The sequence below is a fragment of the Emticicia soli genome (genome assembly GCF_037860775.1).
Classification (GTDB): domain Bacteria; phylum Bacteroidota; class Bacteroidia; order Cytophagales; family Spirosomataceae; genus Emticicia; species Emticicia soli.
Map to the genome: position 1 here is coordinate 79,419 of NZ_JBBEWC010000006.1, position 14,276 is coordinate 93,694.

A 14,276-nucleotide genomic window follows, 5' to 3' on the forward strand; every position below is an offset into this window, starting at 1 on the left:
AACCATGCAAACCTCTCTGATTGATACCTGCAAAAAAACTATCGTTTGTTTAGCAATAAGCACAATGGCTGGTATTGGTATGAATGCCTGCAAATCGACAGAGAAAAAAGTCGACGATACTACCTATAAAGACGTACCATTCTGGCAGGAATACCACGAGGCGTACCCCATAAGCAGCAATGCCGAAGAAAATGATGTAAGAAGCATTACCGTTGACAAAGCCCAGAATGTATGGGCAGCTACGGCATCAGGTGTTTTTATGAAAAAGGCCAATGAATCAGGCTGGACGGCCATGCAAGACGAAGTCGACAAAGGCCCAGCTTTTGCCGTTGAAGTTGATACCGAAGGAAATGTTTGGCTAGGAACCTGGAATGGTATTTATCGCTACCAAAACAGCCAGCTAGAAAAAATAGCAGGTGCCACAGCCCCTGTGTCGGCTATATGTGTAGCTAAAGAGGGCGTTTATGCATTAGGGCCGCATGGAATATGGCTGTTTGATGGCAAAGTATTCAACAAACCACAGGCGGGTAAAGAAGGCTATCATCAACTCCCTCGTTCTATCCGTGATGTTATTTCTGATAATCAGGGCGGCCTCTGGATTGCCAGCGATGTAGGTTTATACCATACTTCGGCCAATGAAACCAAGTTCTTTCGTAATAGAGACAAAGTATCAAGCGGCTATATAAAAGGCATTGCGCTTGATAGTAACCAGAATCTCTGGGCTGGTGGCTTAGGCGGTGTAAGCATCATTCAGAACGATGTTAAACTAAAAGAAATCACAACGCAACAGGGTTTGCCTTCTGTTTTTGTTACTTGTATTGACAATGCCCCTGACGGTACACTTTGGGTTGGTACCGAACAAGGTTTGGTTCGTTATAAGCCTCATGGTAGCAATGCCGACAGCACTTATTCAATGCTGTTCAGCCGTCGCTGGTTGCTTGATGACCACGTAAAAGATATTGCCTTTGATGCCAATGGCAACGCATGGGTGGCTACTCCAAAAGGTATAAGCTCCATCAAAAAACGCCAGATGACGTTGGCTCAAAAGAATGATTATTTCATGGATGTACTCATGAAGCGCCACATTCGTGAGCCTTGGATTGCCGGACAATGCCATTTACGCATTCCGGGCGATACCACTTCCTGGCAACCCGAAGACGACGATAATGATGGCGAATATACCGGAAATTATCTGGCAATGGAGGCATTCAGATATGCCGCAACCAAAAACCCCGAAGCTAAAGAAAACGCCCGTAAAGCATTTGGTTTTCTGAAATTACTGCAAGAAGTAACCGATACTGAAGGATTTTTCGCCCGAACCATTGTGCCTTCGTCGTGGACTTCGGTGCATGATGGCAACCGTACTTTCAGCCCTCGACAATTGGCTGATGAACTGGTGAAAGAACCACGTTTTAAACCTGTAGAAGAACGCTGGCATAAATCAAAAGACGGTAAATGGCTCTGGAAAGGCGATACCAGCAGCGACGAAATGTGTGGGCACATGTTTGGCTATTTCTTTTATTACGAACTCGTAGCCGACGAGGCCGAAAAAGCGATTATCAGAACCCATGTAGCACGCATTGTTGATTATCTGATTGCCCATAATTTCAATTTTGTGGATATTGATGGCAAGCCAACCCGTTGGTCGGTATGGTCGCCGGAGCAACTCAACCGTGACCCAGAATGGGCACCCGACCAATATCAGAACTCAATGGAAATGCTGGCATTTCTGAAATTTGCGCATTACATCACCAAAAATGACAAATATCAGCAGCATTATGAGCGATTGATTAAGGAAGAGCATTACCTCGATAACATGGCGCAAGTGCCGAACCAGAACAAGGCATGGTTTATCTATTTCGATACCATGTTACAGGCTTATCTGTACCCTATTTTGTTGAAGTGCGAAACCGACCCCGAGCGACTGGCTTTTTACCAAAAACACCTGGATGAATGGTTTGAACGCCGCAAGGTCGACCACAATCCGCTTATCAACTTTATTTATTGCTATGCAAGTGGCAAGAAAACAGAAGTAAATAACTCGGTTGAATTTCTGGTCGATACACCGCTTGATTTGGTAGATTGGCACATTGACCACACCAAACGTGAAGATATTCAACTGGTGCGCAACATTGTGCTAGACGAGCTACAGGTATCAAAACTACCTCCGGCAATTATCCGAAAAACCGTGCGTTGGGATAAAAATCCATGGGATGCTCGAGGCGGCGACCCACAGGTGGAACGAGAACCCGTATTCTGGCTTTTGCCCTATTGGATGGGCCGATACACAAATATGATTCAATAAAACTATTATCAATAATGAGAAAGCTAACATTCAAATTATTAGCAGCCCTTATGTTTGCAACAAGCGCTTTTGCAGAGGCACAGGAAACCTACGCCGAAAAATTGGGCTTCCCGAAAGGCAAAAAAGTAGTGATTTTTCATGTCGATGATTGTGGTATGTCCTATTCATCAAATCAAGGGGCTATCAAATCTATTGAGCAAGGCGTGGCTACTTCTTGCAGCATTATGATGCCCTGCCCTTGGGCGCCGAGTTTCATTAAAAACTATATTCAGAAGAAAAACCCAAACCTTGATGCAGGTCTGCACCTTACGCTTACATCAGAATGGAAAGACTACCGTTGGGCGCCGCTGGTTGGTTTTATGAATGCACCGGGCCTGGTCGACGAAGAAGCCTGTATGTGGCATACTGTAGAGCAGGTTGTTAAAAATGCATCAGCCGACGAGGTAGAAAAAGAAATCAGAGCGCAATTGGCCAGAGCGCAGAAAATAGGCTTACAACCTACCCACCTTGATTCTCACATGGGTACGCTCTTTGCGCATCAGCCATTTTTGGAGCGATATGTAAAAGTTGGCATCGAAAACGGCATTCCGGTGATGTTTCCGGGTGGTAACAACAAGCTTCTGATTGAGTGCCTGAATGCACCACTTGTAAAAAGTCTGAAAGCCAAAGGTCAATGGAAAGAAGGCATGAAACTACCTGAGCCAGCCATTGCCAAACAAGCCAAAGGTGTTGGAGAAATGCTTTGGAAAGGCGGACTACCTGTATTAGACGACCTACACACCATCAGTGGCGACTGGAAACCCGAAGGTACCGACGTATCACCAGAGGCATGGGGTAAATACAAAGCACAAAAATTCATCGAAACCCTCAATAATATGCAGCCCGGCGTAGCCATGCTAATTGTGCATAGCAGCGACATAACCGATGCCTTTAAGCACATAAGCGGCTCGGGCGGCTCAAGATACGCTGATATGTTATCAATGATGAGCCCCGAACTAAAAGCCTATATCGAAAAAGAAGGCATTATTCTAACCACTTTCCGTGAGTTGATGGAGAGACGTAAGAAGGTGAAGTGAGAAGCCTTATCAGAGAATTTTAAATATATTATCCCTACAGGATATAATTTTCAAACAAGTGTAATTTCTTTCTACTGATATATCATCCCTACGGGATATTTGTAGCTCTAAGTCCTGTAAGGACGTTATATCGGTAGAAAATAAGTACCTAAAATAACTCTTGAGTCCCATCGGGACGGTATATTAAAATCTTATTTTGTAAACATATTGTCTTAATATTTATACTACTAAATTCAATAAAATCGGGCCAAACCTAGCCCAACAAACCACTAAACCCATATTAATGAAAAAACTATATAGCATTTGCTTACTCATTTTTGTAAACTTAGGTCAGGTTTTTGCCCAGAATACTGCTATACTTAACTCTATGCTTATTTTTCCGATGCAGGGAAAACACGTGCATGGCAGTAGCATTGTGAGCCTACCCAATGGCGATTTCCTGTCGGTATGGTTTGAAGGCAGCGGCGAACGCACCGCCGACGATGTGAAGATAATGGGCGCTCGCTTGAAAAAAGGGACTAATACATGGTCGGCCCCGTTTCTAATGGCAGATACGCCACATATCCCCGACTGTAATCCTGTTTTGTTTCTTAACCAAGACAACAAACTCTTTTTGGTCTGGATTGCCGTACAAGCCAATAAATGGGAGCAATCAATTTTAAGATTCAAAACATCAACCGATTATAACGGAAACGGTGCGCCAAACTGGAACTGGCAGGATAACATCTTGCTAAAACCAGGCGATGATTTTGCCAAAGAAGTAGCTGCCAAGTTCAAAGCCTTACCCGAAACCCACTTGGGCTGGGCGGGCTATGCCCCGCAGTATGATGATATGATTATCAGCGCCAGCACCGATGCCACCAAACGCAGCATCGGCTGGATGACCCGCATCAAACCCCTGTTATTCCCCGATGGACGCATTGTGTTACCGCTCTATTCTGATGGCTTCAATATGTCGATGATGGCTATTTCTGACGATAAGGGTACAAGCTGGCTTCCGAGCTTGCCTGTGGTTGGTCGTGGCCCTATTCAGCCTGCGGTTATCCAGAAGAAAAACGGCAATCTGCTGGCTTATATGCGTGATAGCGGCGATAGCCCAACCCGTGTGCACGTTAGTGAATCGACCGATAAAGGCCAAAGCTGGTCGGCAACAACTAAAACCGAAATACCAAATACGGCCAGCGTTGAGCTATTGGTATTGAACGATGGCCGCTGGGCATTTCTGGGCAATGATATTTATGACGGTCGTTATCGCCTGAGCTTGAACCTGTCAGACGACGAAGGGAAAACATGGAAATGGAAAATCAGAATGGAAGACCACAGCTCTACAAGCAAAGCAGGTTTTTCGTATCCATCACTTATTCAGACCAAGGATGGCCTTTTACACCTGACCTACTCGTATCATTTAGAGAAAGACAAAAAATCAATCAAATATGCCGTGGTCGACCCACAGAAAATCAAGTAACTCATTACGCACACATTAATCAATTACCTTAAATAATCATGAAATTTTCTTCTTACATTTTCATTGGTTTAGCTTTTGTAGGTTTTGCCTCCTACGCTCAAAAAGTTACACCTAAAGGCCAACCCGTTTATCAGGACAAACCTTTCTTGCAGGACTATAGCATCAAGTATTATATAAAATCGAATAATACCAAGCTCTTAAACGTAGCCAGCGACAGAAATGGCTCAATTAAAATCTTTTCTTCAGCAGGTTTATTGCATACCCACAACGGAGAGTTGATGTACCCCGGCACTTTAGAAGCCGATAAAACCTACCGCACCATTGGCGACAAAAAAATAGCAGGTATAGGTAGCTATCAGAACCAGTTTGTGTTGCTTGATGATAAAACCGTATTGAGCAATGCTTGGGCAGGTAAGCTATTCACCAAACACGATTTAGCTGATGCCAAGCTGTTTGTAGGGGGTAAAGATTTTGCTTTTCTGGTATCAGACGGCAAAAGTCTGCAACTTACCAAAGACTCTAAAACTATCTGGAAAGGTAGCTTACCAAACGACAAAGTTGTTGCGCTTCGTTACCAGGCATCTACCGATACATTCTGGATTTTGGGTCAGAAATCACTTTCAACATTATCAGGTTCAACACTTACCAAGGTGTTTGATGGTGCTGATTTCACAGCATTCGACACCAACGGCAAAAAGATTATCATCGGTACTACCGATGGTATTATTACGCTTGATGCCGCTACTAAGAAACAAATCGGTAGCAAAAACCAGAAATTGCCTGTAACTGAAATTACAGACGTAAAAGCCATTGGCGATAAATTCTGGTTTGGTACAAACAATGGTGCTTTTGCCTCACGCGCTGATGGCAAATTTGATTACTACAATGGTGAGCGTTGGCTACCGGGCAACACAGTAACCAACATTGCCGAAGGTCCTGAAAACTCTGTATTGGTATTAACTACCGAAGGTTTGGGGCAGATATGCTTCAAAAAAATGACTTTGCACGATAAAGCCGTGTTTTTCGACAAACAAGTGCGTAGCCGCCACATTCGTAATGGTTTCAATGCTGCATTGAGCCAAATGACAAAAGGTAACCTTAGCACAGGATTCTTGTCTGACTCTGACAACGACGGTTTATGGACATCGATGTATTTGGGTGGTGAGGTGTTCAGATATGCGGTAACAAAAGACCCTGAGGCACTTCAAAACTGCGTTGAGTCGCTTGATGCTATGGAACGTCTATTCACAGTTAATGGTATTCCGGGTTTCCCGTCACGTTCGTTCGAAAGAAAAGGATACATTGAGCAATTATCAGACCCTGAGCGTTGGCAACATTCCTCAGACCCTGAGTGGGACTGGAAAGCAACCACAAGTAGCGATGAGGCCATCGGGCACATTTTTGCCTATGGTGCTATGGCTGAGTTGATACAAGAACCAACGCTTAAAAAACGTGCAATTACGCTGATTGATACCCTGATGAGCCACATCATCAAAAACGATATGTACATGATAGATTACAACGGCAAACCTACACAATGGGGCCGTTGGAATCCGGAATACGTAAATGCATTCCCGATAAATGTGGGCGATAGAAAACTGAACTCATCGAACATAGTAGCTATGCTTCAAACAGCCTACCATTTCACCAAGAAAGAGAAATACAAACAAAAGGCGTTTGAATTGATGAAAAAACATGGGTATTACGAAAACCTGATGCGCCCGATGAGTGTAATTGGTAAAGCACCAGAAGACGCCGACGAACACAGCAAACACATGTCAGACGGCTGGAATCACTCAGATGATGAAATGTATTTTGTAGGTTACTGGGGCTTGTATCGTTATGCTTTTAATGATACGCTAAAAGCTGCTTACAAAAAAGCCATTATTGACCACTGGGAGGCTGAACGCCCAGAGAAAGAAGGTGCATGGAATATTTTCACGGCAATTACAGGCACTAAAACCTTTGACCTGAACGAAGCAGCCTGGTATTTAAGAGAATATCCGCTTGATATGATTAACTGGAACATCACTAACAGCCACCGTAAAGATATTGAGAAGATAGCGCCGAACTTCCGTAACCAAACAACGAAAGAAGTTTTACCGCCTGACGAAACGCCTATTCAACGCCACAACGGCAATACGTTCAGGCTTGACCGTAAGGGAGGCAACGGTACCTCAGAAGAGAGTGCAGGCGACATCTGGTTGTTACCTTATTGGCTAGGCCGATACCAAGGTATAATCAGCGCTCCGCAGAAATAAGCCAAATTAAAAACCTGATGAAATATCTGTGCCGAACGGGTATTTCGTCAGGTTTTTAGTTTTATTTTGCAGGATAAAAAAACACTACTCAATGAAAAGAATTCTACTATTTGTTTTGCTTTTGACTAATTATTGTGTGTTTGGGCAGGATTACCGTTGTAAAAGTGTGCTTTTATCTGTTTCAGCTGATTTTCTAAATGAAAAGACACGCATCCAACACCTAGAAGACAGTACACAATTATCTTCAAATCTACGTTTGCTACCTTCAGACATAACAGCATATGACACAATGCCGTTTATTTTCTGTCAAGGTTCTACTATGGAGCTAAGAGGATCTGTTGGTAATTCTTGGCTTTCTTTTCCTGGTGAGTATACATTCGAGTGGGAAGGCCCTAATAATTTGAAAGCAAGCGGCAACACACTTACTCTTAAGAATATCAATCAAAATACGATAGGAGAATATACGCTGAAAGCAAACATTAAAATGAATGGTTGCAGAGACACTATTTTGGTAGAAAAGTATCAAATTTTAGTAGCCACGCCAACGGTAAAGGTATCAGATAGAGAAACTTGTGAAGGGGGAAGTGTAAAACTAGAATCATCTAATAATAATGGTGGGTTTATTTATGATTCCTTCCAAAAAAGCAAAAATACCTACAATTGGACCGGGCCAAACAATTTTAGTAGCAGAGAAGAGAGCCCTGTTCTTACAAACATTAAAGAATCAGGAGTTTATACTTTAAATATTACGTTTTCTGATTTTTGTGTAGGCTCATACCAAGCAACTGCTAAGGTAAATATCAAAAAAGAAGCTTTAGTTAATGCGTCAGCAAGCTCTATATGCTTGAATGGGGAAGCTAGATTAAGTGCTTCTCCTTCATTATCAGGAGTAACTGGCAAATATACATGGAAAGGCCCGAATGGGTTTTCAAAAGAAGGTCAACAGGTTTTAATCAACAATATCAGTAAAAAAGATATAGGTGCGTATAAAGTCATTGCTCAATTTGAAGGTGGTTGCACCAATATTGATTCATCTTCTGTTACTTTAAATATTCCGGCTCCCATCTATAACTTTACTAAAATAGAAGAGCAATGTGAGGGAGAAACGATGACTTTTCCTCAAAAAAATTCTTGGAACCGTAATTATTTTGATGAGGGTACAAAAGCAATTTATTCATGGACAGGTCCTAAGGGATTCAAGAGCGATAAAGAAACCCCATCTATTTCCAATTTCGACAATAGTTTGGCGGGAGAATATAAACTTGAAATAACTTTTACAGGTGCTTGTGAGGCCAAATACAATAAAAGTTTTTTTATAAAAGCAGCTGATAAACTTAATCTCTTTCTCCATTTAACCTCAGCTAAAATCCCTTTAGGACAAAGTTTATCTATCTCACCATACGCCGTATGGTCGAATAAAAGTCAATATAGATACAGCTGGCAAGGGCCTGATAATTACTCAAGTAGTCGCCAATCAATATACATAGAAAATTTCGATGAGAAAAAAGCCGGTAAATATACCCTAACATTAGATGCTCCGGGTTGTAAAGAAAAATCTGTGGTGAGTGCTGACCTCATTTTAGAATCAGCAATCGAGGTTCCACCATTAAAAGTGTATACCGATTCCACTCAGGAAAAATACTGTAAAGGCTCAACAGTCAGGCTTGTAGCTCATGCTAATCCAACATCTTATACACCTGATTTAAGTTTCAATTGGACAGGACCTAATGGATTCAAATCTCATAAATCTGTTGCTTATGTCACAGATTTTGGAGAAAGTAAAAGCGGTATTTATACAATTACTGCTTCAAACCAGTATGGTAGCGCTACAAGTACTATTAATATTTCTCTTATAAAGACACCTCAAATCAGAATTTCAGATACCTTAAAAATATGCGAAGGCGGATCAGGAAGTAGTAATTACGTTAGCTTTATTCCAAGTAGCTATTATACTCAAAGCGTAAATGGTATTTTTGCCCCTTCTAACATGAGCCAAACTTATGAATGGACTGGGCCGAATAATTTTAAATCTAATGGACAATATATCTCATTTAAAAATTTCAGGAAAAGCCAAGCAGGTGAATATGAATTAAAAGTTACTTTTTCAGGTGGTTGCGAAGGTGTTGTCAGTAAGAAACTTCAAGTTCTTGAAAGTCAACCTGAAATCAATTTCTCAGTCGATAAATTATGTAATGGTAATTTTCTTATTACGCCATCAGTTGCTAACCAAAGTTATCTAAACTCGCTATTAGAATATAAAATTTTTAATTCTGAAAAACAGGAGGTCCGTAATCCTATTCAGTCAGGAGCAAGCAATATATATACCGTTGAAGCCTATTTAACCGGGATATGCACAGCAAACAAACAAACGCAAATAGACTTAAAAAATGCAAAGGAGTTCAGTATTAATATTCCAAAAACAGCCAATATTTGCGAAAGTAAAGGTCATATTTTATATCCTGATATAGTTGAGCCTTTTCATAATGAGATTATAGACAATACTTTTAAACAAACCTTTGTATCCCCTAATGTTTTCTATAGCTGGTCTGGACCTAATAATTTTACATTCCTAAGTTCTATACTTTACCTGTATCCTACGGAAAATAGCTCCATAACCCCAGGCATTTACAAACTAACCGCCACACTTAGCGGCGAATGCCAAGGAACCTACGAAGCTGAAACAGAAATAATTATAGACTCAGAAAGACCCAGAGTTGACTTTAATCTGGTTCAAAAAGACAATCTTATCATTCTGGAAAATACAACCTTGAGCGATAATAGTTCAACTTTCTTCTGGGACTTTGGAAACGGCCAACATAGCGAGCTTTCAACACCCGATACAATTGCTTATACCAATCCCGGCACTTATACTATCAACTTAACAGCTAGCAATGCTTGTGGCACGGCTTCTAACTTCAGAAAAATAACCATCACCAAAGAAGAAGTTGAAGAAGAAAATCCAGAGGAAGAAGAACCCGAAGAAGAAAACCAAATCCTAAGCAACGAAAAACCTACTGAGCTTTTAAGTTTCACCGTCTCGCCCAACCCATCAGCCGGAATGGTTGAAATCAGTAACCCGAATAAACTTGATGTACAAATATCTGTGCATTCGATGGATGGGAAAACGCTTGGTACTTTTAGCGTAGACAGCAGCCAGGCTACTGTTACGTACGATTTCAGCAATTATGTAGCAGGCGTTTATCTGATAAAATGTATGCAGAAAAACGGACAGGTGCGCACACGAAAGATAGTCATTCATAAATAACCTATCGCCTAATCTATGAAATACTCACTTTTAACCCTTATTTTTTCACTATCAGCTTGCACAACTATGGAGTATATGACCGAAAAACAGATTACTGATGATGCCAACTATCATCATGATTTAGATAATAACGATAATTTTTCGCCCGATAACCAATGGCTCGTATACGATACCCGTACCGACGATGGTGGCATTGCAGCCTCGGCACGTATCGAGAAAGTAAATGTTGAAACAGGCGAAAAGAAGATAGTTTATGAACTGCCCCACAATCAGGCATGGGGGCCGGGTGCTGGTGCAGTAAGCTACTCACCTGTTGAAAACGCCGTTGTGTTCATTCATGGCTTGCCTAGCGTTACCGAGGCAAATCCCTACCAACAATGGCGCCGCACGGGTGTGATTATCGACGAAAATCTGGCGGGCAAACGTATTTTTATGGATGCTCGTGATATTACCGCCCCTTACACCAAAGGAGCTTTGAGAGGTGGCACACACCGCCACGAATGGAGCGGCAACGGCCAATGGATAGGCTATACCTACAACGATGCCGTTATGAAAGCATTGGAAGATTCAACCGGAGAAAAACATAATTTGCGCACCATTGGTGTATCGAAAAAAATTAATGCCGTAGTGCTTGAAAAAGACGCAACAGGCGAAAATATATCAGGCGAATGGTATAGTGTGCTGGTAGTAAAAGTAACGCCTACGCCAACACCGGGCTCAGACGAAATAAGCCACGCAGCAGGCGATAGTTGGGTGGGTACAAATGGCTATCAGAAAACTGATGGCTCACGCCAGATGGCAAGGGCTTTTATTGGCACCGTAAAAGACAAAAACGGCAAAAATGTTGATGAGGTTTTTATTGTTGATATTCCAGAAGATATTACCATAGCAGGCGAAGCAGGCCCACTTGAAGGCACAGCCACCACCATGCCTATGCCCCCTAAAGGTACAGTTCAACGCCGCCTTACACATACAGCCGATGGCAATCAGCCAGGTTGTGTGGGTATAGTTCGTAGCGCCCCTGACGGGCAAACGCTGGCATTTCTGGCAAAAGACGATAAAGGTATTTTACAAATATTCACTATTGCCCCTGATGGCACGAAACTTACCCAACTTACGTTCCATGATACGCCGGTAGAGGGCTTCTTCCGTTGGCATCCATCAGGTAAAAACATTTACTACGTTTGTAATGGAAGCATTATGAGCTGCGAAACAGACCCTGAGGCGTTTGATAAGCGCGTGAAACAACTAACAAAACCAACGGTTCCGTCGCCCACAAACCTGGTTATTTCGCACGATGGCAAAACCATTGCATTTAACAGGCTTATTGGCAAAGCAAAGCAGGTGTTTATCGGAAAGCTTTAAAAGGAACTCTTCGGGCTTTTTTTCTTGTAACGTACTTAATATTCAGTTTACCGTTTTCGTCAACGGCTTTCAGAAAGATATTCGAGCCAATGCTTTCGGGGTCATATTCTTTAAACTGATACGTAGAATCTCTTTTTCGCAGATTACTGAGCGGTATCTGAATATTAAGGTCGGTTTTATCTCCAAAGCTATAAACACCATCAAGAAAAAACGTAATTACGTTGCTTTCTATCTGCATCTTTTTCACTTCTACCTCTTTGCCTTTAATCACAAAGTCTTGTACAATAGGCGCAAGTTGCACATGTTCAAGCGGACGGCTTTTGAAAATCATTTTTTTGATTTTCAGAAAAGGGTCAAAATCTACAATCTCGGCATCTCGCAAATCAACTGTCAAGTACCCATCAATCGAATTTTGTACCAACGAAACATCGTTTTTCAATTCAGCACTAATTTTAATTGTACTGGTCAGCTTTCCATTAATATTTCTATCGGTAATACTATATTGTCCAAAATTATTAAATGCCGAAAACACCGATTTCACATTGGTATTTAAAAGCTTGGCCTGTATATTCATCTGCGTAGGCTTGCTTGAACTTAAATTGTCAAGACTGCCCGCAACCTGAAAAGTACCACCAAAGGCATTCAGCGAAAAATGATGCAATTGAATCTTTTTCGTACTGAGCGTTATTTTACCCTTCATATTCTGGGCTGTAATACGGTTATATTTAAACCTCTTAGCCTCCAGGTTGGCCTCTATTTCAATATTATCAATGGCTTTGTCTACCAATGTAGAAAGCGTAAATCTTGCGTTTGTTGGTCTTTTTGCTCTGTTGCGGTCAAGGTTCAATAAAACCCTTAGCCAGTTCAATTCCCAATCAGGTATCTTAATATTTACTATGGCTTTCAGCGGGCTGTTTTCTGTGTACAAATACGGCATCAATCCCACTATATTTCCGTTGATATACAAGTTATTTATGCCATCAAATATCTGAATGCTCGGAATCCTCACTTCCTCACCCGTAAAGGCCACATCGCCTCTTATATTCTCAATCTTTACCTTTTGTGGTATATAAGTAAAAGCAAGTTCCTGCAACGATACACTCCCATACAACAAGCCATTCAGTTTTCGGGTAGTTTTATTAAACATTTCCTTAATATCTCCCTTATAGGTAATCTTCATTACGGCTTTGCCCTTATTGACTTTGTAACGCTCAGGGTCTAGTAAATCATTCAAAGAAGCAGGCGAAGCCTCTAGCGTGCAATCAATCTCGGCCAAGGTTTTGTCTAAATCATTGATTACTATGCTGCCTGTAATCGGGATACTCTCAAAGAAACCATGAATATTATTACCTACAATTCGGGTATTGGCGTCTCCGGTAGGTAGTTTATCATCGGCATGGTTAGTAAATGTACCCTGTGTGCTGAGGTCTTTCAGTAAGCCAACCCGAAGTTTATATTCAAAAGCCCGTGCATCAAAATTGATGTCTACTTGTGGTTTAGGTTCGCCTATCTTGGCATTAAGATGTACTTGTGCCGTAACTATGGGTTCTATTTTTATTCGTGTCAGAATAGTAGACAGGTGCTGCGTCAGTAATTTTCTGGCATTAGCCAAAGGGATTTCCTTAACCACAAAATCAAGTTTAATTGTTTTTGCATTTTCGTTGAAATCAACCACACCCGACAACAGGATTTTATCTTGCGTCTGCACCAATAAATCTGATGGATTTACGGTTAATTTCTTAGCTTCTTCGTCAAAAGTGAGGTCAAGGTTCAATACTACTTCCTGATTTTCAAGAAAAGTACCTTTATCTGTATCAAAAGTTAAGCCTTTAAAAAAGCTATGACCTTTGGCATTTACGTGCCAGATGTGGTCTTTCTGGTCTACCTTGTTTGTGAACTCATGAAAATCTACAGCATAAGATTTCTCTTTAAGCGAATCAACATACTGAACTTTAAATTCCTTAAATATTATCTCATCAAGATTTTCGAGCGCACCCGTTTTAGGCGCTTTAGCAGTAGTAGAATCTTTTTTTGGAGAAGCAAAAACCGAGAGGTTTGAAAAACCATCTTTTCTTCTGAAAATACTCATGCTACCATTAGCCAATTTTACACTATGTATTTTCACTTTGCCAACAAGCAAAGACGTTGTTTCTAAAGTAACATTAATTAAACCTGCATCTATCAGATGCGTATTATGCTGGTCGAAATACTTATCTTTCAGCTTTACATCTATCAGCGAAAAAGTAAACCCTATTCCATCTTGAAAAGGTGCAAACTTAAAATCACGCACCTCGAGTGTGCCGTCTATTCGGTCATTAACCAGCTCTTTCAAGCGTACAAAAAGTGAATCCTGATTATGATATATCCAAAATCCTACTCCGCTTAAGAGCAAAACAAGACTCCCGCAAATAATTAATGTTACTTTAAGAATTCTAGACATCATAATAGGTTTTTTATCAAATGTGTGAATCTGGGTTCCCACTTTGTAAAAGCACGATTGTGTGTCCGAAATTACTTAATAAGAATCTCCTTTACTACT

General features: G+C 41.2%; 7 protein-coding genes. 6 read left to right on the plus strand and 1 reads right to left on the minus strand.

Going from position 1 to position 14,276, the window contains the following annotated elements:
* Nucleotides 1-4: 4 nt before the first annotated feature.
* From WAE64_RS10470 to WAE64_RS10495, 6 genes are all read left to right on the plus strand, one after another.
* Entirely contained in the window at nt 5-2,305 is a 2,301-nt protein-coding gene (locus WAE64_RS10470; RefSeq protein WP_340236318.1) for a ligand-binding sensor domain-containing protein, read from the plus strand.
* Nucleotides 2,306-2,319: 14 nt separating this feature from the next.
* Nucleotides 2,320-3,381, plus strand: a complete 1,062-nt coding sequence (locus WAE64_RS10475; protein ID WP_340236319.1) for a polysaccharide deacetylase family protein — start codon at nt 2,320-2,322, stop codon at nt 3,379-3,381.
* Between the two features lie 283 nt (nt 3,382-3,664).
* Nucleotides 3,665-4,846, plus strand: coding sequence for a sialidase family protein (locus WAE64_RS10480; protein ID WP_340236320.1), 1,182 nt, complete (start codon nt 3,665-3,667; stop codon nt 4,844-4,846).
* A 38-nt stretch (nt 4,847-4,884) separates the two neighbouring features.
* Nucleotides 4,885-7,107, plus strand: a complete 2,223-nt coding sequence (locus WAE64_RS10485) for a hypothetical protein (protein ID WP_340236321.1) — start codon at nt 4,885-4,887, stop codon at nt 7,105-7,107.
* Between the two features lie 91 nt (nt 7,108-7,198).
* Nucleotides 7,199-10,372: a T9SS type A sorting domain-containing protein gene (locus WAE64_RS10490; RefSeq protein ID WP_340236322.1), complete on the plus strand. Its 3,174-nt coding sequence runs from the start codon at nt 7,199-7,201 to the stop codon at nt 10,370-10,372.
* Between the two features lie 15 nt (nt 10,373-10,387).
* Nucleotides 10,388-11,737, plus strand: coding sequence for a DUF3748 domain-containing protein (locus WAE64_RS10495; RefSeq protein ID WP_340236323.1), 1,350 nt, complete (start codon nt 10,388-10,390; stop codon nt 11,735-11,737).
* Here WAE64_RS10495 and WAE64_RS10500 read toward each other — a convergent pair.
* Entirely contained in the window at nt 11,721-14,180 is a 2,460-nt protein-coding gene (locus WAE64_RS10500; protein ID WP_340236324.1) for an AsmA-like C-terminal region-containing protein, read from the minus strand. The genes WAE64_RS10495 and WAE64_RS10500 overlap by 17 nt on opposite strands.
* Nucleotides 14,181-14,276 lie beyond the last annotated feature (96 nt).

Excerpts from the sequence above, each read along its gene's own strand:
- WAE64_RS10490 (WP_340236322.1), top strand. The coding sequence starts at position 7,199 with ATGAAAAGAATTCTACTATTTGTTTTGCTTTTGACTAATTATTGTGTG.
- WAE64_RS10475 (WP_340236319.1), top strand. The coding sequence starts at position 2,320 with ATGAGAAAGCTAACATTCAAATTATTAGCAGCCCTTATGTTTGCAACA.
- WAE64_RS10500 (WP_340236324.1), bottom strand. The coding sequence starts at position 14,180 with ATGATGTCTAGAATTCTTAAAGTAACATTAATTATTTGCGGGAGTCTT.
- WAE64_RS10480 (WP_340236320.1), top strand. The coding sequence starts at position 3,665 with ATGAAAAAACTATATAGCATTTGCTTACTCATTTTTGTAAACTTAGGT.
- WAE64_RS10495 (WP_340236323.1), top strand. The coding sequence starts at position 10,388 with ATGAAATACTCACTTTTAACCCTTATTTTTTCACTATCAGCTTGCACA.
- WAE64_RS10470 (WP_340236318.1), top strand. The coding sequence starts at position 5 with ATGCAAACCTCTCTGATTGATACCTGCAAAAAAACTATCGTTTGTTTA.
- WAE64_RS10485 (WP_340236321.1), top strand. The coding sequence starts at position 4,885 with ATGAAATTTTCTTCTTACATTTTCATTGGTTTAGCTTTTGTAGGTTTT.